Consider the following 19429-nt stretch of genomic DNA (forward strand, 5'->3'; position numbering starts at 1 on the left):
ATCAGGTCTTCTTCTTGAACAGGCCAGAGAACAGGGACTTGCCTTCGGCCTTCGGCGGCTTGGGCGCCTTGCCGGGCGCGGCCAGAGCCGGCAGTTCGCGGCGCGACACGATCTGGGCCAGAAGCTGGAAGGCCTCGGCCGCCTTGGACTTGGCGCCCATGTCCAGGATCATCTGGCCGTTGTTGGCCGCCGCTCCGAACAGCTTGGCGTCGAACGGGATCGACAGGCTGGGATGCACCCCCAGCGCCGCCCCGAAATCCTTGGCCGAAATCTCGGGCCGTCCCGGCACGCCGACCTGATTGAGCACCAGACGCGGCGGCGCGTCGTTCGGACGACCCGAGCGAATCAGGTCGATCATGTTCTTGGCGTTGCGGAGCGACGCGAGGTCCGGCGTCGCCACCACCACCACCTCGTCGGCCGCGATCAGGGTGCGGCGCATCCAGCCCGACCAGATGTGGGGCAGGTCCAGCACCACAAAGGGCGCGGTGCCCCGGATCTGGGTCGTGACCTCCTCGAAGGCCTCGGCGCTGATCTCCCAGTCGTTGTCCAGCGTCGCGGGAGCCGCGAACAGGCTGAGCTTGTCCGTGCAACGGACCATCATCCGGTCCAGCAGCACCGGGTCCAGACGATCCGGCTGGCCCAGCGCGTCAGCCACGCCGTTCAGCGGGTCCTGATTGAAATCCAGCCCCGCCGTGCCGAACGGCAGGTCATAGTCGACGATCACGGTGTTGGCGCCGATCTTCTCGGACATCGCATAGGCGGTGTTGTGCGCCACCGACGACGCGCCCGAGCCTCCGCGCGCCCCGACGAAGGCGATGGAGCGGCCGACGAAGGGCTGGGCGGGATCCGAGAACAACCCCCCGATCGCAGCGATCAGCTGCAGCGGCTGGATCGGCGCGACCAGATATTCGCTGACGCCGCGCTTCATCAGTTCCCGGAACAGGATGATGTCGTTGGTCGCGCCGATGACGATGACCTTGGTGCCCGCGTCGCAGACCTCGGCCAGGCGATCCACCTGCCACAGCAGGGCGCCGGGGTCCTGCATGCATTCGACGATGATCAGGGGCGGCGTCGGCTCCTGATTATAGGCATCGACGGCGGCCGGGATGCCGCCCACGCGAATCTGGGTCGTGGCGCGCGCCATGCGACGATCCTGACCGGCCCGTTCCGACGCCGCCAGCGTGTCCTGACGCTCAGCGAAGACGTGGATCGCGATGCGCGGGATGGTGACTTCGTTCTGCAGCCCCGCAGACAGGGCGTGCGGCTGGATGGCGGCGGACGCGCCCGCGACCAGGTCGCCAACGGGGTTGTAACCGGCGCCGGCGGGCAGGCCGCCCTGCGTCACCGGCAGACCGGCGGGATGGGCCACCACGGCGCCGCCCGGCGCGAGAGGCGCGTTCGGATCATGTCCGCCGGGAGCCGTGAACTGCAGCGGCTCGCGCGGATTGATATCCCCGGCTTCTAACGGCGGAGCGGCCTGGGGCATGACGTCAAGTTCGGCGTCGAACTCGTCGTCTAGGGAATCATAAGGGCGCGAGGCGAACGCATTGGTCATCGACCGTCAGTCCACAGCATCCGAAACCTGTCCGTTCTCGAGCAGGGTTTCGATGACAGCCGCCGTCTGTTCTCCACGGCGGTAGCGATCCAGTACGACCGCGCGTCGACCGGCGTCGGGCGGGGTCATGGCGCGCGGCGTCACGATGTCGCGCGGATTGGCGATCTGGGCCGCCAGGTTGGCGTTCACGGCGCAGCCGAAGTTGGCGCTTCCGGCGTTCGAGCCCGTCCGCGCCAGATTGGTCCAGGTCGTCCCGCAGCGCGGGATGGCCGCGCGCACCGTGTCGAAGCCGACGAGCACCGGCGCGCGGGGATCGGGCGCGACATAGGTCACGACCTGCACCTGGTGGCCGGGGACGCCCAAGCCTTCCAGCGCATTGCGGACGCTCCAGGCCATCTCGCTCGACACGGGATCGTCGCCGGACGGCGCCTCGACCCGCAGCACGGGCGCGCCCTCGGCCGAGAAGCGATAGGCGAAGTCCTGCAGCGCCCGGCTCTGGTTGGCGGACGGTCCCGTCTCATGGACCGCCAGCGCGATCCGTTCCACGCCCGGCTCGACGGCCAGGGCGTAGCGCGAGGTCGGCGTCAGCGGCTGCGGGCCGGTTCCCTCAGCGGGCAGGCCCATGCAGGCCGAGAGCGCCAGGGCGGACACAGCGACGAGTGTCATAGTACGGATCATCATGGCGCTCACTCGATCACATAGCCGACCGGACCGGACCAGGCGGGCGCGGTCGACGCGCCCGGCGCCGGCGAGCCATAGGCCTGGTTCAGCTGGCCGAAGAAGATGGTCTGGGCGTCGTTGGCGATCCGCAGTCCGTCGGCGGGCGTCTGCATCAGGGCCGGGGACGTCGGATTGACGATGAAGGGCTCAACCATCACGACCAGCTCGGTTTCACCCGACAGATAGTCCCGCGAGCGGAATAGCTGGCCCAGCACCGGCAGGCCGCCCAGCCCGGGCAGGCTGTCGATGGCCTGACGGCTGGTTTCCTGGAGGAGGCCTGCGATCATCATGGAGCCGCCGGACGGGATTTCGACCGTGTTCTGAACACGGCGCACATTCAGGCCCGCGATGGCCAGGGCCCCGGTCGTGCCCGCGCCGAGCGTGATGCCGCCCGTCTGGGTCAGCTCCGACACCTCGGCGGAGATCTGCAGATTGATGCGGCCCTCGGACAGCACCACCGGCCGGAAGGCCAGGCTGACGCCGTAGGGCTTGAACTCGATGGTGACGTTGCCGTCGCGGTCGCGACCGGTCGGAACGGGATATTCGCCGCCGGCCAGGAAGCTGGCGCTCTCGCCGTTCACGCTGGTCAGATTGGGCTCGGCCAGGGTGCGGACCAGGCCGACCCGTTCGAACGCCTGCAAGCAGGCGCTGGCGTTGGTTCCTGTCACCGCGCGATAGGCGCTGGACACCACGTTCTCGACCACGTTCGACAGGGCATTGCCGGACTGGGTCTGCAGCAGCGACGTGACCGTGTTGACGAAGTTGTTGACCGCGTTGGTGCCCGAGATGGTTTCGAGGTTGAAGCTCGCCGGCTCGGTGATGGTGGTGCCGGTCAGGGTCGTGGTGTTGCCGTTGAAGTCGGTCACGGTCACCGAGCCGGGATTGGCCGACGAGAACGATATCCGACGACCATCCAGCGTGGTGATGGTGGTCCCCGTCTCGGTCGTCGTCACGCCGGTGACGGTGTTGCCCAGGCTTGAGCTCGACGTGGTCGTGTTGCCGTTGGTCGTCGTCGAGTTGTAGTCCGTGGCGATTCCACGGTTCTCGTTGTAGCAGGCACCGGAGCCGCCCAGGGCTGAACCGTTGACGCTGTAGGTGTTGTCCCGGCCAAAACCGACCGACTGCAGCCCGTTGTTGAACACCACGTCCGACGACAGGCCCAGCTGCTTGATGGCGTTTCTCTGCACCTCGACGATGCGGACCCGCAAGGTAACCTGGTCGGACGCCGCGATGGTCGTCAGGTTCAGGACCTTTTCCGGCGCGGAGACGAACGCGCGAGCCACCTGGGCGATACGCTCGGATTCCGCAGCGCTGGTGACCATGCCGGTCAGGATGATGCTGTCGTTGACCGCTTCGGCCCGGACCTGGGATCCCGGCGCGACGCGGCTCAGCGTGTCCTGAAGTGCCGATACGCCCGCATCCACGCGGACCCGCAGCGTCAGGATCGACCGTCCTGCGGCATCCAGGAACACCGCGTCGGTCTCTCCCGGCGCAATTCCGATGACGGTGATACGGCGCGGCGAATGGACATTGGCCTCGGCGACCGCCGGGTTGGACACGATCACATCGCGCGCATCGGCGGGCAGGTCGACAGCGAAGGAGGTGCCGCGCGGCAGGTTGATCAGGCGCGGGCCGGATCCCGCCGCCACCGTCTGGCTGGCGCCATAGCTCTGGGCCAACGCCGGCGTCGCGATCGGCGCCGCCGCCGTCAGGATGGCGCAGGTCAGGGCGACCAGAGGCTTCATCGAAGGGGTCATGGGCGTCCTCATTGGACGGTCACCGTTTCGGTTTCGCCGGCCCGGTGAACCGTGACGGTCCGAGTCTCCGGCGTGGCGGAGCGAGCGCGAGGCAGGGGCTGGACCCGACCGGACGGACCGGCGGTATCGGCATAGGAGCGCAGGACCAGCGACAGGGTCCCTGCCGCCTTGGCCAACGCCAGGGCCTCGGCGTCGACGGGTGCGACTTCCAGGGTCGCAGTGGCACCCACGACGGCCTGCTGATCGTCCTCGGCGCGGGTCGACTGGTCGACGGCCAGGACCTTGACGTTCTGCAGCACGGTTGAGGAGGCATAGCGGGTCTGGCCGCCGCCCTCGCCGCCGGTGTCCTGCAGTTCGACGGTCACCAGGACGTCGACCCGGTCTCCCGGCAGGATGAAGCCGCCGGCTGCGGTCTCGACCGAGACTCCGATCGACATGGCCCGCATGCCCGGTTCCAGATAGGCGGCCATGTAGCCACTGTCGCCGGCGCGAACGATCTTGCGCGCGACGATGGGCTCACCGGCCAGAATGGGTTCACGCACGACCGAGCCGTAGTAGTCGGCCTCGGCCCCGCCGGTGGCCAACTCCGTGGCGGCGCGAGTGACGCGGGCGACCGCACCCTCGTCTTCCGGCTCGTCGTCTCCAGCCTTTTCTTCAGCGTCCGCTTCGGCGGCGGGCTGGGGCACGGGCACCGAGCCGTCGGTGATGAAGGCCGGGTTGACCTCTCCGGCGGGCCAGTCCTTCCACTCCAGATCGGCGTCGGTCAGCCTCTGGCCGGGCGCGAGATCGCGGGCCGCGACCAGCACCTTGGCCATGGGCGCCGCGGGTTCGGCGGATGCGGTGGCGACGGCCTCGCCGGACGACGACCCCATGGCGCGCACCACGAGCGCCAGGCCGATGGCCGAGACGGCGGCGATACAGATGACGGCGATGCGTGCGGGCTTCATCAAACGGTCTCCGGCGCGACCGGACGCACGCGACTCAAGGCATGCGGGGTCTACCGTTAACGACCATGCCGGGCGCGGGTTAACGCCGACCTAAGCCGGATACTGGCGCTACCGCTCGGCTGGCGGAGCCTCACTGCTAGAGCGCGGTCAGCTACCAAATGCCTGCGCGATCAGGGCGCTCGACGGATAGGCCAGCAGCACCCCGCCACAGATGGCGACGCCGTACGGGATGTCTCCCTTGGGCCGGAACAGGGTCGAGACCCAGGAGGGAGCGCCGGCCATGTAGGGCTGGGCCAGGCTGCGCCCCACGATCAGCACCAGACTGAACACGCCGCCGAGGATCGCCGTCCAGATCAGGAAGGGCGTGAGCGCGGCTGTTCCCAGCCAGAGCCCCGCCGCCGCCATCAGCTTGGCGTCTCCGCCCCCGACGATGCGCAAGGCGAACAGGGCCACGCCTGTGACCAGCACCAGCAGGCCGACCGCCAGATGCATGGCCACTTCGACCGGGCTCAGGCCCGTCGCGAAGGCGGCCGGGAAGAAGGTCACGATCAGCGAGGCCGAGATCCAGTTCGGGATCTTCATCTGCGTCAGATCGGTCAGGGCCGCGATCACGACGAGGACCGGAAGCGGAGCGAGAAGCAGCGAGGTCAGCAGTTCCATGCCATCCCTCTGCCACACCGACCGTTAAGGGCAGGTTCGCCGAATCCCGCGCTCAGGCAGAGGCTCCGCGAGCCGAGCGTCAGCGCGCCAAAAATGCAAAGGGCCGGAGCGTTTCCGCTCCGGCCCCCGGCTTCAAGACTGACGCTTCTGCTTAGATTTGCAGGGCGCCGGCGATGGCGTTGAACACGGCCTCGAGGCGCGTGCCGACCAGGCCGACGGCGGTGATGATCAGGACCGCGATGAGGGCGGCGATCAGGCCGTACTCAATGGCGGTGGCGCCCGACTCGTCCTTGACGAACTTCTTGATGAACTGGGTCATGTGACTTCCTCTCAGGTAAAACTTGGCTAAGCGAGCAACGATGGCTGGGAGGCTCCGGTCGCCCGCTTGTCCCCCAAACGCAGGGTGACCATGCACCCGTATCGGTTAAGGCTGCGTCAGAGGGCATGGTTACTGCGATATTCACCTTGAAAACTTCAAACGTAATCCAGTGGCTGCCGTCGAAAGCCAGCACGGGCGGCAATATCGCGCGGCCTTCTGCAAGTATTTAGGTCTTCGCTTATTGACCTGTCGTTAACCGTGGTTAGCGACCTGTTGTCGGCGTAACCGGGTTTCAGGATTTGTAGAGGTTTCCAGTCGATCCTCCGGGCTCGCCTCGCGCGCCTGCGTGAAGAACCCAAGGACTCGCCCATGGCCGGATTTCCCGCCCGAACCCTGTCGGCCCTGGCCGCCGCCGCGCTTCTGAGCGCGGCCGGCGTCGCCCAGGCCCAGTCCCTCAACGTCGAGATCGATCGCTCCAGCCGCATCAGCCTGCGCGGAGCCGCCGCGTCCGTCATCGTCGGCAATCCCGAGATCGCCGATGTGACCGTGGTCGACGCCAGCACCCTGTTCGTCACGGGCAAGGGATACGGCGTCACCGAGGTGGTCGCGGTCGATGCGCTCGGCCGCACTCTCTATCAGGGCGAGGTCGTCGTCACCGGCGGCTCGACCGGCTCGGTCCGCGTCTGGCGCGGAGCCCAGGCGACCGAGATGGCCTGCGCCGCCTCGTGCGCCCCGTCGGTGCGCAACACCGGCGCGACCAACGCGCCCACGCCCTGATCCGGACCACCGCAGACATGACCCGGCGTCCTCGCCTGTTGGATCTGATCCGCCGTCGTCGGCGCCGCGAAGGTGCCGCGGCGGTCGAGTTCGCCATCGTCGCCCTGCCGTTCTTCTTCGTGATCTTCGCGGTGCTCGAGCTCGGCATCATCTTTCTGGTCGACTCAACGCTGGAGGCCGCCGTGCAGCAGGCGACCCGCCTCGTGCGCACCGGCCAGGCCCAAGCCGGGGGCATTTCGCCCGCCCAGTTCCGGGCGGCCATGTGCGAGAACATGAGCGTCTTCGAGGGCGATTGTGGCGAGCGGGCCGTGATTGACGTTCGTCCCATTCCCCAGTTCCGCGACCCCAACCCGCCCGATCCGATCGTCGACGGTGAGTTCGACCCCGACCAGACCGACTTCGACCCTGGCGACGCGGGCGACCTTATGCTGGTCCGCGTCTGGTACCAGCAGCGCGTCTTCACACCGATGCTCTCGCGCGCTCTGACCCGTCTGGATTCGGGCGATGCGGTGATCCAGGTCACCACCGCCTTTCGCAACGAGCCCTTCTGATGATCCGGCCTCGCCATGCGGCGATGGCCTTCTGCGCCCGGTTCCTGCGCGATGCGCGCGGGGTGGCGGCGGTGGAATTCGCTCTCGTGGTTCCGCCCCTCATCGCCTGCTACTTCGGCCTCGCCGAGTTCTGTCAGGCCTACATGGCCCAGAAACGTGCCCAGCATACGACGTCACAGGTCGCCGACATGGTGGCGCGCGCCCCGACCACCACACGGGCCGAGATCGACGCCGTGATGGATGTCGGATCGCTGATCATGCGCCCCTTCCCGGAAGCCCCGCTGCAGCTGCGCGTGACCAGCATCACGCGCGGGACCGACGGCATCGCCCGGGTCGACTGGAGCCGGGGTCGTGGCATGACGGCCCTGTCTGGGGTGCAGACGGTCCCTGCGGGCCTGATCGCCAATGGCGAGACCATCATCATGGGCGAGAGCCAGTATGTCTATGACTCGCCTATCGGACGCCTGCTGCCCGGTGTGACCAACTTCGGCGGCCGCCACTATCTGCGGCCGCGTCTGACCGACCGCATCCCCTGCACGGACTGCTAGCCGATCAGGGCACGCCGGATGGCGGCGATCTTGGCCTCGGTCTCCGCCAGTTCCTCCTGTGGACCGCTGCCAGCCGTGATTCCCGCGCCCGCCTGGGTCCGGAACCTCCAGCGACCGTCACCGCGCCAGAGCGCAACCGTCCGGATCAACACCGAGGCCGTCATCCGGCCAGCGTCACCGATGTGGATCAGACTTCCGCACCACGGCCCGCGCGCCGGTTCATGGTCGGCGATCACCTTCATGGCCTGATGCTTTGGCGCGCCGGTGATCGAGCCCGGCGGAAAGGCCGCCTGCAGGATGTCGCCCGCTCCCACGCCCTCGCGCGCCCGACCCGTCACGGTCGACACCAGATGATGCACGGTGACGAAGCTCTCCAGCTCGAACAGCCGCTCGACCACGACGCTGCCAACTTCGGAGACACGAGCCAAATCGTTCCTCATCAGGTCGACGATCATCAGATTCTCGGCCCGGTCCTTCTCGCTGGCGATCAGTTCGGCGGCGCGGGCGGCATCCTCGGCCGGGTCGGCGGACCGGGGCCGGGTCCCCTTGATCGGTCGGGTCTCGATCCGGCGACTTTCCGGATCGAAGGTCAGGAACAGCTCGGGCGAGTTCGACACCAGCGCCCGCTCGCCCACACACCAGTAGGCACCATAGGGCGCGGCACCGGCCGCCAGCCGGACGAACAGGTCAAACGGATCCGCGTCCGGCCTCAACACACCGGACCAGCCCCGCGCGATATTGGCCTGGAACAACTCGCCCTGACCGATGCGCGTCACCACATCGGCGACAGCCGCTGTGTAGGCCGCTCCGCCGCCGTCTGTCGCCCAGGTCTCGGCGGGCGGCTCTGACGCGGACACGGATCGCGCGGCCTTGAGCCAGGCTTCAGCCACCTCTGCGTTGCCGACAGAAACGACTCTGCGCTCGACATGGTCGAAGACGAGGATCGTCGGATACCGGGCCGCGATCAGGTCTGGCCAGACCGTCTCACGCAGACCCGTCGCCGGACGCGCTCCCCAGTCGTAGGCGACCAGCGCGACCCGATGACCATCGGCGAGATCGACAAGAGCTTCAGCCAGACCTTCGGGCCCGAGCGAGCCGATCCGCACATCCTCTGGGGCCGCCGCGACGAAGGAGTACCGGCCGGCCGGTCCACCGTCCGACAACAGACACAACAGACCATCCTGATCCCTCAGCCCCGCCGCGACCTCCAGAGGCTCGACCCACGGCAAAGGCGTCTGCGCCCCGCCGCTCACGCCGAAAGCCGCTCCGCGATCCGGTCGCGCAGCCCCGCGTCGACGCCCAGCGCCTGTTTCAGATAGCCTTCGATCGACCCGTGCCGCTCGGTCATCGCCTCGATCGCCGCGTGCAGATAGGCCGCCTCGACACCCATGAAGGCCACGACCGCGTCGTGCGACGCCGTCCGCCCGGTGAAGGCCTTCAACTGCTCGGCGATGCCGGGAGCCCGCGCCTCCAAATCGACCGCCGTGTTGGTCAGGAGGTAGTCCTCCATCAGGTCGTCCTCGGACACGCCGAGCAGATGATGTGTCAGGGCCGCCAGCATGCCTGTACGGTCCTTGCCCGCCGCGCAGTGGATCAGCACCGGCCTGTCGCTGTCGGCCAGGGCGTGGAAGTAGCGCGAGAACAGGTCCAGATGCGCCGGCGCGAACGGCAGCTCGCGATAGGTCACCGTCATGAACCGCCGGCCACTCTCCGGCGTCAGGTCGGCGGTCTTCAGAAAGGTGATGTGTGGCGCCTCGCCGACCTCGTCCAGATCGCTATCGATCACCACGCCGGTGAAGTTGGCCGGTCGTTTCGAAGGCTGGCGACGGCGCTCGACGGGCCGACGCAGGTCGATCACCACACCGAAATCGATCGCCGCCAGCCGCTCCAGGTCCGCCTCGCTGACTCCCGCATGGTGCGCCGAGCGATACAGCCTGCCGGGCCGCACATGGCCACCCGCCGCTGTGGCGTAGTCGCCATAGTCCCGAAAGTTGTCGAGCGCGTCGAAGGCGTGGATGCGGCTGGCCATTCCCTCCCTATAGGGGCGGCGCGGACGCCGGGCGAGGGGGACCGATCAGCGCGGCTGGACCAGTCCCGCCATGGCGTCCAGGTAGGCGACGAAGGCCTTTCTGCCCGCGTCCGTCATCGAGGCCTCGGTCAGGGGCTTTCGCCCCACGAAGCGCTTGGTCACGGTGACGAAGCCCGCCTCTTCCAGCTTTCGCAGGTGTACCGACAGATTGCCGTCGGTCGCCTGAAGCCGGGCCTTCAGCGTGGCGAAGTCCGCGCTCTCGACGCCCGACAGGGTCGCCATGATGCCCAGCCGCATCCGCCCGTGGATCACGTCGTCGATGCGACCGATGTCGAAATCGTCCGGCATCTTCAGGCCTTCGCCGACCGCATGATCAGAAAGCCCGGCAGGGCCATCAGGCCGTACAGCGCCCCCGCATAGGCCAGATATTGCCAGCTGGTGCCCGACAGCACCGCCAGCACGGGCGCGGCCGCGAAGGACGCCAGCGCCAGGGTCCACAGCGACTTCGACCGCGTCATCGTCGCCGACACCGCCCAGCCTACGCCGTAGAAGGCCATGATGATCGAGGGGATGATCAGCGACCACTCCGCCAGGTCCGACTGGCCCCCGCGCGCCAGATCGCCGCCGATCAGCGACAGGAAGAGGCTGAAGATGCCCCATCCCAGCGCGGTCCAGACGACGCCGAAGGCCCGGTTGGCGGCCGTCTCGACCCCGCCCTCGCGCTTCAGTCGCCCGATCAGGACGACCAGCGTCGCCAGAAACACCAGGGCGGTCACGCCCCACATCGCGCCGTAGGCTGCAGGCGCGACGGTCACGACATCCGATGCAATCAGCCAGTGAACCACGCTCGCCGTTCCGAAGATCAGGCCCGCCGCGAACAGAATAGAGGCCCCCTTGATCGGGGCCTTGGCACCCTCTTCGGCCAGGCCTCTCAGCCAGGCGATGTCAGTCATTTCGTCTCGTGTGTCGTTCATTGGAACGGCCCCTGAAGGTTTGCGCGCCGCCACCATCAGACGCGCCTCTGATACCCCTTCCATGCCCCCTTTGCTTTGCGATGTAAAGCACTTTCTCGATGCAGCTCTGTGGGCGCTCGCTACAAGCGGAGCATGGCTCCCGATTACCACCACATCGCCTATGTCGGCCTTGAGGTCGCCAACCCGGTCACCATCGAGGCGGTGCTGGCGGCGGCCGAACGCAGCGGCCTGCCCGCGGGCGCCAAGGTGCTCGATATCGGGGCCGGGACAGGCGGCGTTTCGGCGGCGCTCGCCCGGCGGTTCGGCTACCACGTCCACGCCATCGAGCGAGACCCGGTCATGGTCTCCCACATCGGCGAGCGCGTGCGGGCTGAAGGGTTGCAGGATCGCCTCACCCCCGTGCGCGGCATGGCGCCCCAGATCCTCGACTTCCTCGCGCCTGCCGACATGATGGTGGCGATGGGCTCGACCCGCATCGGCGGGCCGGAGGTGACGACGCCGGCCGGCCTGTTCCAGACTCTGGCCTCGCGGCTCGCCAGCCCCGGCTACGTCCTGTGGGGCGATCTCACCTGGATCGCCGACGCGCCCGCGCCTCTGCGCCAGGTCGTCGGCCTGTCCGGCATCTACGCCACCGACGAGGGTTGGAAGGTCGCCGCCAAGGCGGCCGGGATGGAGTGCGTCTCCGCCGAGATCTCGCCCCAGGACGTCTGGGACGACTTCTTCGGTGCCGCCGACCGTCGCGTCCGCGCATGGCTGGACGCGAACCCGGGCGTCGAGGGATGGGACGCGCTGAAGTTGCGAGCCGACCAGATCAAGGCCACCTTCGATTTCGGCCGCCCATACCTCGGTTTCGGCCTGTACCTGTTCCGCAAACCCTGATCCCGCCGGGCGGTCGCGGCAGTCGCGGCAATACAGCCGGAAAATGCAGAACTGGCCCGCCTGCTGCACGGGGACCTTCCGAAGGGGGGTGATTCGTCCCGTTCAGGAACGCCGCCATGCCGTTTTCGCTCAGACCTGTGCAGGATCGGGACGCCCCGGCGCTCAACGCCCTGCATGCCTCGGTCGGCTGGCCGCGCCGCTCTGACGCGGGCTGGCGCTGGCTGCTCAATCACACCGCGCGGATTGAGGCCGAGGCGCCGGCCGGCTGGCTACTGATTGACGAGACAGGCGAGCCGCGCGGCTACACCGGAAACCTCGTCCAGAGGTTCTGGCGCGGCGATGACGCGCTCTACGGAGCCAGCGGCTACTCCATCGTGGTCCAGCCACCGGCGCGGGGCCACAGCCGCATGTTGCTGCGGGCTTTCGCCGAACAGCCCGGAATGTTCGCCCGCTACACCTTCAACGCTAATCCAAAGTCCAGTCCGCTGTTCCCACGCCATGGCCTGAACCCCTGGCCCACGCGCACCCATGCCCTGAAGCTGGCCTGGCGGCTGGACACCGTCACATGCGCCGCCGGACGACTGTGGCGCGAGGTGGACCGTCGCGCGCCCCAACTCGTCGATCTGCGACACGAACGCTTTCTCAACCGCCGTCTCATGGATCACGGACCGCTGGTTCTGCCCGCAGGCGTCGCCGTTCTCTCGGACCTCAACGACCGCTCCCAGTTCGGCGACTTCTGGAACGCGCTCAGATCCGAGGGTCGCATCATCGCCGAACGTAGTCCGGCGGCCATACGTTGGCGCTTGTCCGACCCCGATCGTACAATCGAACCGCTGGTGCTCGCCTTCAACCGAGGCGATGCCATCACCGGCTATGCGATGGCCATGATGGCCAAGGCCAATGTCATCGAGCCCCCGGTGCTGGAGATTCTCGATCTTGTCGCCTTCCGCGACGAGCCCAGGGCCGTACCCGCTTTGGCTCAGGCCCTTCTGACGAATGCCCGCGCGCTCGGTGCCACCAAAGTCCGCATTCAGGTCGTCAACGAGGTCCTGCTGCGCCAGTTGGGTCCGCTGGCGGCCTCAGCGAGGCGAGAGGGCGGCTGGGGTCACTGCCATGTCCACTTCCAACCTGGCGTGGAGGGCTCGGAGAGCTGGACCCCGACCCCCTTCGATGGCGACTATCAGATGTGCCTGAGGCCAGTGCCGCTCGATGCGGCGGTTTCGGAACGCGCTGCCTAGACCTTCGGCCGCGCTTTCAGCTCGTCGCGGATTTCTGCCAGCAGGGCTTCGCTCGGCGTCGGGATGGCGGGTGCCGGGTCCGGCTTGGCCGCTTCGGTACGGCGCAGATTGTTGATCGCCTTGACCATCAGGAACACCACGAAGGCCACAATCAAGAACTGGATCACGGTGTTGATGAAGGCGCCGTACTGGATGGCGACTTCCTCGACCGCATCCGTCGCCGGGTCCTCAGGTGCCAGAACCCACCTCAGATTCGAGAAATCCACCCTGCCCAGCACCAGGCCAATGGGCGGCATCACAACCTGTTCGACCAGGCTGGTGACGATCTTGCCGAAGGCAGCGCCGATGATCACGCCAACCGCCAGATCGACGACGTTGCCGCGTGCTGCGAATTCCTTGAATTCCGAAAAGAGGCTCATCAGGCGTCGCCGCCCGCGTTCAGCCGCTCGCGCAGCTCCTTGCCGCTCTTGAAGAAGGGCACGGATTTCGCCGGTACGTCGACGGTCTCTCCGGTGCGCGGATTGCGCCCCACCCGCGCCGGCCGTGACCGCACCGAAAAGGCCCCGAATCCGCGCAGCTCGACCCGGCCGCCCTCGCTCATGGCCTCCGTCATGCGGCCCAGGACGACGTTCACAACCCGCTCGACCTCGGCCTGAGTCAGGTGGGTATTCTCGGCTGCCAACTTCTCGATCAGCTCGGATTTGATCATTCAGGCCCCCGCCCTTCCCGCTCCAACGAGCAAATACGGGTGCAACTTCAACCGGGTTGCAAGGCCACCCTAGCCTTCGCTCGCCGGGCGAAAAAGGCCTGATCGGCGCTTACATGCGGGGAAAATGCGTTAATCAGCCAAAACCGCATACGGAATCTGGACCCAAACACAAAGGGCGGCCGGATTGCTCCGACCGCCCCAAGGCCCGTCACCGGATCAGTGGCTTGAAAGGATCAAGCCGCGGGGATCACTCCTTGCCGGCCTTCTCACGCAGCGCCGCGCCCAGGATGTCGCCCAGCGACGCGCCCGAGTCCGACGAGCCGAACTGCTCGATGGCCTCCTGCTCGTCCTTCATCTCAAGCGCCTTGATCGACACCGAGATGCGGCGCGAGGCCTTGTCCACGGTGGTGATCATGGCGTCGACGCGGTCGCCGACCGAGAAGCGCTCGGTGCGCTGCTCGTTGCGGTCGCGCGACAGGTCCGACTTGCGGATGAAGCTGGTGACCGGAGCCGTATCGTCGCCGAACTTGACCTCGACGCCGCCGCTCTCGATGGCCGTCACGGTCACGGTGACGATCTGGCCCTTCTTGTAGGTGTCGCCCTCGCCGATCGGATCGCCGCCCAGCTGCTTGATGCCGAGCGAGACGCGTTCCTTCTCGACGTCAACGTCCAGCACCTTGGCCTTGACCATCTCGCCCTTGCGATAGCGCTGAATGGCTTCCTCGCCCGAGACGTTCCAGTCCAGGTCCGACAGGTGGACCATGCCGTCGATGTCGTTGTCCAGGCCGATGAACAGGCCGAACTCGGTGGCGTTCTTGACCTCGCCCTCGACGGTCGAGCCGATCGGATGGGCGGCCACGAAGGCGTCCCACGGATTGTCCTGGGCCTGCTTCAGGCCCAGCGAGATGCGGCGCTTGGAGGCGTCGACGTCCAGCACGACCACGTCCACTTCCTGCGAGGTGGAGACGATCTTGCCCGGATGGACGTTCTTCTTGGTCCAGGACATTTCGGAGACGTGGACTAGGCCCTCGACCCCGGCTTCCAGCTCCACGAAGGCGCCGTAGTCGGTGATGTTGGTGATGCGGCCCGTGTACTTGGCCCCCGGCGGGTACTTGGCTTCGACGCCGTCCCACGGGTCGGACTGCAGCTGCTTCATGCCCAGGCTGATGCGCTGGGTGTCCGGGTTGATCTTGACGATCTGCACCTTGACGGTGTCGCCCACGGCCAGGACCTGGCTCGGGTGCGAGACGCGCTTCCAGCTCATGTCGGTGACGTGCAGCAGGCCGTCGATGCCGCCCAGGTCCACGAACGCGCCGTAGTCGGTGATGTTCTTGACGACGCCGTCGCGGACTTCGCCTTCCTGCAGCTGGCCGACCAGTTCGGTGCGCTGTTCGGCGCGAGCCTCTTCCAGGATGGCGCGACGCGAGACGACGATGTTGCCGCGCGGACGGTCCATCTTCAGGATGGCGAAGGGCTGTTCCTTGCCCATCAGCGGGCCGACGTCGCGGACCGGACGGATGTCCACCTGCGAGCCCGGCAGGAAGGCCGAGGCGCCGCCCAGGTCGACGGTGAAGCCGCCCTTCACGCGGCCCACGATCACGCCGTTGACCGGCTGGCCGTCGGCGAACACGACTTCCAGACGGGTCCAGGCTTCCTCGCGGCGGGCCTTGTCGCGGCTGATGACCGCTTCACCCAGGGCGTTCTCGACGCGCTCCAGATAGACCTCGACGTCATCGCCGACCTTGGGGATCACGGCACCTTCGCCGATGCCGAACTCGCGGGCCGGGATGCGGCCTTCGGTCTTCAGACCGACGTCGATGATGATGATGTCCTTCTCGACGCCGACCACGCGGCCGTGGACGACCTGGCCTTCGCCGAGATCGCGGCCGCCGAGGCTCTGGTCGAGAAGCGCGGCGAAATCGTCGCGCGAGGGGGAAAGGGTGTCGGTCATGAAACTCTGGGGTTGGAGGAAAGGCTGAAGGCGCACGACCGTTCGGCCCTGCGCGAGGTTGGGATGGCTTTGGGTAGACGGGCCGAGGCGAGGCGGATGAGCCAGAACGCCCGCGGAAGCCGAGGTTGGGTGCGTTGGATTGGCTCTTATCGAGCGCGCGCCGCCTCGACGATACGGCGGGCCGCATCGAAGGCGGCCTCTATATCCATCTCGGTGGTGTCGAGCAAGACCGCGTCCGGGGCCTGCACCATCGGCGCGGCCCCGCGGCCGGCGTCACGCTCGTCGCGGCGCAGGATGTCGGCCAGCATGGCCTCGTAGGTGATGACGTCGCCGCGCTCGTTGAGTTGCTGCCAGCGACGCCGCGCGCGCACCGCGGGCGAGGCGGTGACGAACAGCTTGGCCGGGGCGTCCGGCGCGATCACCGTGCCGATGTCGCGCCCGTCCAGCACGGCGCCGCCCGGCTGGCGCGCGAAGGCCTGTTGCAGCTCCAGCAACGCCGCCCGCACGCCGGGGATGCCCGCCACCCGGCTGGCCGCCTCGCCGGCGTCGCCGGTGGTCAGGGTCTCCGGGTTGGACAGCCGTTCGGGTGTCAGAGCCCGCGCAGCCTCTTCCGCCGCCCGCGCGTCGGACAAGTCGCGCCCGCCGCTCAGCAGATCGACGCCGACGGCGCGATACAGCAGGCCCGTATCCAGGAACGGCAGGCCGTAATGGCCCGCGAGCCGCGACGCGATCGTTCCCTTGCCCGAGGCGGCAGGCCCATCGACGGCGATGACGAGAGGGCGGGTCATGACGTCCCACCGCTATCACGGCGCCAACGGGCGACAAGGTCCCACGCGAGGGAAACGACGATGGCCAGTGCGACAAGTCCCGCCAGTCCGATGGCGACCAGGATGACATAAAACTTCACCGGGTCGTCCAGCCTGTCGGCAAAGAAGGCGTCGTCGGGCCAGCCGACACGTCCTGTGTCCCACACCCGGAAGAAGCCCGCGCCGAAAAGCACGGTCGCGACGCCGGCCAGGAGGACGCCGTTGGGGTCGCCCCACTCCGGCCGCCAGACCCTGACGCCCTGGAGCCGGATCATGAGATATCCCCGCCGAGGCCGCGCATCATCTCCACGAACCCCGGAAAGCTCGTTGCGATCATCTCGGGCTCGTCCACGGTCACCGCAGCCTGCGCCGCCAGTCCCAGCACTTGGTGGCTCATGGCGATGCGGTGATCGTGCGCGGTGTGCACCATCGCCCCTCCCGGCACCGCGCCGCCGGCGACGATGAAGCCCTCGGGCTCCTCCTCCACGGCCACGCCGCAGGCGCGCAGACCATCGACCATCAGGCGGATGCGATCGCTTTCCTTGACCCGCATCTCGCCGACGCCGCGCATCACCGTCTCCCCCTCGGCGAAGGCGGCCGTGGCGGCCAGGATCGGATATTCGTCGATCATGGAGGCGGCGCGGGCTTGCGGCACCACCACGCCCTTCAGGGCGGAATGCCGCGCGGTGATGTCGCCGACCTCCTCGCCGCCGGAAGTGCGCCGGTTCGAGATGGTCAGGTCGCCTCCCATCTCGCGCCAAGTGTCGAACAGGCCGGTTCGCAGCGGGTTCAGCATCACGCCCTCGACCGTCACCTCCGACCCCGGAACGATCAGCCCGGCCGCCAACGGAAAGGCCGCCGACGACGGATCGCCCGGCACCGCGACCGACGTCCCCGTCAACGGCTGCCCGCCCCTCAGCATGATGACCCAGCCGTCCGCGGCCTCTTCGACATCCACCTCGGCCCCGAAGGCGCGCAGCATCCGCTCGGTGTGATCCCGGCTCTTCTCCGGTTCGGTCACCGACGTCACGCCCTCGGCGTTGAGCCCCGCCAGCAGGATCGCCGACTTCACCTGGGCCGAGGCGACGGTCTGAACGTGATCGATCGCGCTCAGTCGGCCGCCTTTCAGGGTCGCGGGAAGAAGCCCCTTGGCCCCGCTCCAGTCAAACCGCGCGCTCATCCGCTCCAGGTGATCCGTCACTCGGCCCATCGGCCGCTTCCTCAGCGAAGCGTCGCCGTCGAACGTCGCCGTCAAATCGTATCCCGCTGCCGCTCCCATCAGCAGCCGCGCGCCGGTACCGGCGTTGCCGCAGTCGATGACCTCGGCCGGCGACGCCAGCTCGCCACGACCGATCACCCGCCAGCGCCCTTCACCCAGGCGCTCGACAGTCGCGCCGAAGGCCTCGACCGCTCGCGCGGTGGCCAGGACGTCGTCGCCTTCCAGCAGGCTTTCGACCTCGGTGACGCCTCGCGCCATGCCACCCAGGATCATGGCCCGGTGCGACATCGACTTGTCGCCCGGCGCCCGCACGACGCCCTTCAGGCCGGAGGACGGCAGCGCGGTCAGATGGGGGGCGTGGCTCACCCGCTCGGGCTCCCGACAAACGGAGGAACGGCGGCGCTCGAGGCCAAGCCGTATCGGGGTTTTGACAGCGGCTCCAAGGGGTGGCAAGGGACGCGCCCGATTTCTCCCGCCCCCATTTTGAAGGCATCGCCCCGTGGCTGATCCCAAACTCGGCGCCAAGCAGGTCTGCCCGAACTGCCAGGCCAAGTTCTATGACCTGAACAAGCGCCCCGCCCACTGCCCCAAGTGCGCCACCGAGTTCGACCCTGAAGAGGCCATCAAGCTGCGCAACCGTCGCGGCCGTCCGGGTGGCTACGCCGCCGACGAGGCCGAGGATCAGGTCGCCGACAAGTCCACGGACGGCGACGAGGAAGAAGAAGAGACCGTCACCCCGGAGATCGACGAGGAGGGCCACGAGCCCATCCTGACCCCCGACGACGATGACGAGGCCCCCGTCGATCCGACCGAGGAGCCCGGCATGGGCGAAGCCGGCGACGATGACGACGACGTCCTGGCCGACGACGACGACGATTCCGTGCCCTTCCTCGAGGACGAGGACGACGACGCCTTCGACGAGGACGTGGTCAAGCCGGGCAAGGACGACGACTGAACCGGTTTGTTGGCCCATCGCCTGTCGGCGACTTGTGGTCGTCGGGCATTTCGGAGCGGGTTTAGGGCCCGGTCCGGCGGCCTTCGTGGGGATCGAAAATAAATCCCTCGAGCGGGCTTGATCGGCAAAATCGCCTGACATAGGTTCCGCCGCCTCGCCGGGGGGCGGTTTTCCGCCCGGCGATCCGACCGAAAGGTTCGGGGCTATAGCTCAGTTGGTAGAGCGCTTGAATGGCATTCAAGAGGTCAGCGGTTCGACTCCGCTTAGCTCCACCATTTCCCCTCCCGGCCTGAACCCAGGCGGCGGTCTCGGGAAATGATTTTGCCGGTCGTCGGCTCCTTGCCTTCAGACACGAAAAAGCCCCGGCGGATCATCCGACCGGGGCTTTTCGTTGGGCGTCGATATCAGCGCTGGCGAGCCTTGCGGGCGGCATAACGGGCGTCGCGTGCCGCCTTCTGCTCTTCCTTGGTTAGCTGCTTGCGCTCCTTGCGGGCGGCTCGCTTTTCGGCGTCGATGGCTTCCTGCGCCAGGCGCTCGGCCTCCAGACGCTCGGCTTCCTTCTGGGCCTTCTGACGACGAATCTCGGCCTTCTCGGCCTCCAGGCGACGCTTTGCCTCTTCACGCTCGGCCGCGCGCTTCTCCTGCAGCTTGTCGAACTCGGGGTCGGGGGCGGCCGGCTTGGGCTTGAACTTGGCCAGGAGCGCCTTCTTGGCCTCCTGCTGGGCGGTCAGGCGATCGGTGAAGCCGGTCTGTTTGAGGTCTCGCATGCGGGAGGTCGGTCGTCCTTGTTCGGGGTCTGGCTGGGTATCATCGCTCCCGATCCACTGATCAAGGG

General features: G+C 67.7%; 23 protein-coding genes and 1 tRNA gene. 7 read left to right on the forward strand and 17 right to left on the reverse strand.

What is annotated here, in order from left to right; translation table 11 throughout:
• Window position 1: 1 nt before the first annotated feature.
• From Q333_RS0115465 to Q333_RS17465, 6 genes are all read right to left on the reverse strand, one after another.
• The gene (locus Q333_RS0115465) at window positions 2-1555 is read right to left on the reverse strand and encodes an AAA family ATPase (protein ID WP_029418155.1); all 1554 of its coding nucleotides are present in this window, start codon (window positions 1553-1555) and stop codon (window positions 2-4) included.
• A gap of 6 nt (window positions 1556-1561) precedes the next feature.
• Window positions 1562-2221 carry a CpaD family pilus assembly protein gene (locus Q333_RS0115470; RefSeq protein WP_245591560.1) on the reverse strand — a complete coding sequence of 220 codons (660 nt, stop codon included), beginning with the start codon at window positions 2219-2221 and terminating at the stop codon, window positions 1562-1564.
• A gap of 20 nt (window positions 2222-2241) precedes the next feature.
• Complete coding sequence (locus tag Q333_RS17925; protein WP_245591561.1) at window positions 2242-4032, reverse strand: type II and III secretion system protein family protein; 1791 nt, start codon at window positions 4030-4032, stop codon at window positions 2242-2244.
• 8 nt (window positions 4033-4040) lie between these two features.
• A complete protein-coding gene (gene cpaB / locus Q333_RS0115480) occupies window positions 4041-4979 on the reverse strand; it encodes a Flp pilus assembly protein CpaB (RefSeq protein WP_029418158.1) in 939 nt (312 codons plus the stop codon).
• Window positions 4980-5126: 147 nt separating this feature from the next.
• The gene (locus tag Q333_RS0115485; protein WP_029418159.1) at window positions 5127-5639 is read right to left on the reverse strand and encodes an A24 family peptidase; all 513 of its coding nucleotides are present in this window, start codon (window positions 5637-5639) and stop codon (window positions 5127-5129) included.
• A gap of 151 nt (window positions 5640-5790) precedes the next feature.
• Window positions 5791-5958, reverse strand: coding sequence for a Flp family type IVb pilin (locus tag Q333_RS17465; protein WP_084176197.1), 168 nt, complete (start codon window positions 5956-5958; stop codon window positions 5791-5793).
• A gap of 369 nt (window positions 5959-6327) precedes the next feature.
• Here Q333_RS17465 and Q333_RS0115495 point away from each other — a divergent pair, with 369 nt between their 5' ends.
• From Q333_RS0115495 to Q333_RS0115505, 3 genes are read left to right on the forward strand one after another with little or no spacing between them, the layout of a single operon-like run.
• Window positions 6328-6735 (forward strand): pilus assembly protein N-terminal domain-containing protein, encoded by a 408-nt coding sequence (locus Q333_RS0115495; protein WP_029418160.1) that lies wholly within the window; start codon window positions 6328-6330, stop codon window positions 6733-6735.
• A gap of 17 nt (window positions 6736-6752) precedes the next feature.
• The gene (locus Q333_RS0115500) at window positions 6753-7286 is read left to right on the forward strand and encodes a TadE/TadG family type IV pilus assembly protein (RefSeq protein ID WP_029418161.1); all 534 of its coding nucleotides are present in this window, start codon (window positions 6753-6755) and stop codon (window positions 7284-7286) included.
• Window positions 7286-7834: a TadE/TadG family type IV pilus assembly protein gene (locus Q333_RS0115505; protein ID WP_084176199.1), complete on the forward strand. Its 549-nt coding sequence runs from the start codon at window positions 7286-7288 to the stop codon at window positions 7832-7834. Before Q333_RS0115500 ends, Q333_RS0115505 begins: the two co-directional genes overlap by 1 nt.
• On the opposite strand, the gene Q333_RS0115510 is transcribed toward Q333_RS0115505, so the two are convergent.
• From Q333_RS0115510 to Q333_RS0115525, 4 genes are read right to left on the reverse strand one after another with little or no spacing between them, the layout of a single operon-like run.
• On the reverse strand, window positions 7831-9087 hold the full coding sequence (locus Q333_RS0115510) for an anthranilate synthase component I family protein (protein WP_029418163.1): 1257 nt from the start codon (window positions 9085-9087) through the stop codon (window positions 7831-7833). The genes Q333_RS0115505 and Q333_RS0115510 overlap by 4 nt on opposite strands.
• Window positions 9084-9863: a tyrosine-protein phosphatase gene (locus Q333_RS0115515; RefSeq protein WP_029418164.1), complete on the reverse strand. Its 780-nt coding sequence runs from the start codon at window positions 9861-9863 to the stop codon at window positions 9084-9086. The genes Q333_RS0115510 and Q333_RS0115515 overlap by 4 nt, the downstream gene beginning before the upstream one ends.
• A gap of 45 nt (window positions 9864-9908) precedes the next feature.
• Entirely contained in the window at window positions 9909-10211 is a 303-nt protein-coding gene (locus Q333_RS0115520; protein WP_029418165.1) for a winged helix-turn-helix domain-containing protein, read from the reverse strand.
• Window positions 10212-10213: 2 nt separating this feature from the next.
• Complete coding sequence (locus Q333_RS0115525) at window positions 10214-10816, reverse strand: hypothetical protein (protein WP_029418166.1); 603 nt, start codon at window positions 10814-10816, stop codon at window positions 10214-10216.
• Window positions 10817-10969: 153 nt separating this feature from the next.
• On the opposite strand from Q333_RS0115525, the gene Q333_RS0115530 reads away from it, so the two are divergent.
• Complete coding sequence (locus Q333_RS0115530; RefSeq protein WP_029418167.1) at window positions 10970-11716, forward strand: SAM-dependent methyltransferase; 747 nt, start codon at window positions 10970-10972, stop codon at window positions 11714-11716.
• A 116-nt stretch (window positions 11717-11832) separates the two neighbouring features.
• Window positions 11833-12954, forward strand: a complete 1122-nt coding sequence (locus Q333_RS0115535) for a GNAT family N-acetyltransferase (RefSeq protein WP_029418168.1) — start codon at window positions 11833-11835, stop codon at window positions 12952-12954.
• On the opposite strand, the gene mscL is transcribed toward Q333_RS0115535, so the two are convergent.
• From mscL to aroA, 6 genes are all read right to left on the reverse strand, one after another.
• The gene (mscL, locus tag Q333_RS0115540; protein WP_029418169.1) at window positions 12951-13373 is read right to left on the reverse strand and encodes a large-conductance mechanosensitive channel protein MscL; all 423 of its coding nucleotides are present in this window, start codon (window positions 13371-13373) and stop codon (window positions 12951-12953) included. The genes Q333_RS0115535 and mscL overlap by 4 nt on opposite strands.
• A complete protein-coding gene (locus tag Q333_RS0115545; RefSeq protein WP_029418170.1) occupies window positions 13373-13663 on the reverse strand; it encodes an integration host factor subunit beta in 291 nt (96 codons plus the stop codon). The genes mscL and Q333_RS0115545 overlap by 1 nt, the downstream gene beginning before the upstream one ends.
• A gap of 247 nt (window positions 13664-13910) precedes the next feature.
• Complete coding sequence (gene rpsA, locus Q333_RS0115550; protein ID WP_029418171.1) at window positions 13911-15614, reverse strand: 30S ribosomal protein S1; 1704 nt, start codon at window positions 15612-15614, stop codon at window positions 13911-13913.
• 146 nt (window positions 15615-15760) lie between these two features.
• Entirely contained in the window at window positions 15761-16402 is a 642-nt protein-coding gene (cmk, locus tag Q333_RS0115555) for a (d)CMP kinase (protein ID WP_029418172.1), read from the reverse strand.
• Window positions 16399-16695, reverse strand: a complete 297-nt coding sequence (locus tag Q333_RS0115560; protein WP_029418173.1) for a hypothetical protein — start codon at window positions 16693-16695, stop codon at window positions 16399-16401. The genes cmk and Q333_RS0115560 overlap by 4 nt, the downstream gene beginning before the upstream one ends.
• Window positions 16692-18005, reverse strand: coding sequence for a 3-phosphoshikimate 1-carboxyvinyltransferase (gene aroA, locus Q333_RS0115565; RefSeq protein ID WP_084176201.1), 1314 nt, complete (start codon window positions 18003-18005; stop codon window positions 16692-16694). The genes Q333_RS0115560 and aroA overlap by 4 nt, the downstream gene beginning before the upstream one ends.
• Window positions 18006-18138: 133 nt before the next feature.
• On the opposite strand from aroA, the gene Q333_RS0115570 reads away from it, so the two are divergent.
• Entirely contained in the window at window positions 18139-18594 is a 456-nt protein-coding gene (locus Q333_RS0115570; RefSeq protein ID WP_029418175.1) for a TIGR02300 family protein, read from the forward strand.
• Window positions 18595-18793: 199 nt separating this feature from the next.
• Window positions 18794-18869 (forward strand) — tRNA-Ala (locus Q333_RS0115575).
• 129 nt (window positions 18870-18998) lie between these two features.
• Here Q333_RS0115575 and Q333_RS0115580 read toward each other — a convergent pair.
• The gene (locus Q333_RS0115580) at window positions 18999-19361 is read right to left on the reverse strand and encodes a DUF6481 family protein (RefSeq protein ID WP_029418176.1); all 363 of its coding nucleotides are present in this window, start codon (window positions 19359-19361) and stop codon (window positions 18999-19001) included.
• Window positions 19362-19429 lie beyond the last annotated feature (68 nt).

This window comes from Brevundimonas bacteroides DSM 4726, assembly GCF_000701445.1.
Taxonomy (GTDB): domain Bacteria; phylum Pseudomonadota; class Alphaproteobacteria; order Caulobacterales; family Caulobacteraceae; genus Brevundimonas; species Brevundimonas bacteroides.

Bases quoted from the DNA above. Each gene is read 5' to 3' on its own strand.
- Q333_RS0115465 (WP_029418155.1), bottom strand. From the start codon at position 1,555: ATGACCAATGCGTTCGCCTCGCGCCCTTATGATTCCCTAGACGACGAG.
- Q333_RS0115470 (WP_245591560.1), bottom strand. From the start codon at position 2,221: ATGACACTCGTCGCTGTGTCCGCCCTGGCGCTCTCGGCCTGCATGGGC.
- Q333_RS17925 (WP_245591561.1), bottom strand. From the start codon at position 4,032: ATGACCCCTTCGATGAAGCCTCTGGTCGCCCTGACCTGCGCCATCCTG.
- cpaB (WP_029418158.1), bottom strand. From the start codon at position 4,979: ATGAAGCCCGCACGCATCGCCGTCATCTGTATCGCCGCCGTCTCGGCC.
- Q333_RS0115485 (WP_029418159.1), bottom strand. From the start codon at position 5,639: ATGGAACTGCTGACCTCGCTGCTTCTCGCTCCGCTTCCGGTCCTCGTC.
- Q333_RS17465 (WP_084176197.1), bottom strand. From the start codon at position 5,958: ATGACCCAGTTCATCAAGAAGTTCGTCAAGGACGAGTCGGGCGCCACC.
- Q333_RS0115495 (WP_029418160.1), top strand. From the start codon at position 6,328: ATGGCCGGATTTCCCGCCCGAACCCTGTCGGCCCTGGCCGCCGCCGCG.
- Q333_RS0115500 (WP_029418161.1), top strand. From the start codon at position 6,753: ATGACCCGGCGTCCTCGCCTGTTGGATCTGATCCGCCGTCGTCGGCGC.
- Q333_RS0115505 (WP_084176199.1), top strand. From the start codon at position 7,286: ATGATCCGGCCTCGCCATGCGGCGATGGCCTTCTGCGCCCGGTTCCTG.
- Q333_RS0115515 (WP_029418164.1), bottom strand. From the start codon at position 9,863: ATGGCCAGCCGCATCCACGCCTTCGACGCGCTCGACAACTTTCGGGAC.
- Q333_RS0115520 (WP_029418165.1), bottom strand. From the start codon at position 10,211: ATGCCGGACGATTTCGACATCGGTCGCATCGACGACGTGATCCACGGG.
- Q333_RS0115525 (WP_029418166.1), bottom strand. From the start codon at position 10,816: ATGACTGACATCGCCTGGCTGAGAGGCCTGGCCGAAGAGGGTGCCAAG.
- Q333_RS0115530 (WP_029418167.1), top strand. From the start codon at position 10,970: ATGGCTCCCGATTACCACCACATCGCCTATGTCGGCCTTGAGGTCGCC.
- Q333_RS0115535 (WP_029418168.1), top strand. From the start codon at position 11,833: ATGCCGTTTTCGCTCAGACCTGTGCAGGATCGGGACGCCCCGGCGCTC.
- mscL (WP_029418169.1), bottom strand. From the start codon at position 13,373: ATGAGCCTCTTTTCGGAATTCAAGGAATTCGCAGCACGCGGCAACGTC.
- Q333_RS0115545 (WP_029418170.1), bottom strand. From the start codon at position 13,663: ATGATCAAATCCGAGCTGATCGAGAAGTTGGCAGCCGAGAATACCCAC.
- rpsA (WP_029418171.1), bottom strand. From the start codon at position 15,614: ATGACCGACACCCTTTCCCCCTCGCGCGACGATTTCGCCGCGCTTCTC.
- cmk (WP_029418172.1), bottom strand. From the start codon at position 16,402: ATGACCCGCCCTCTCGTCATCGCCGTCGATGGGCCTGCCGCCTCGGGC.
- Q333_RS0115560 (WP_029418173.1), bottom strand. From the start codon at position 16,695: ATGATCCGGCTCCAGGGCGTCAGGGTCTGGCGGCCGGAGTGGGGCGAC.
- Q333_RS0115580 (WP_029418176.1), bottom strand. From the start codon at position 19,361: ATGCGAGACCTCAAACAGACCGGCTTCACCGATCGCCTGACCGCCCAG.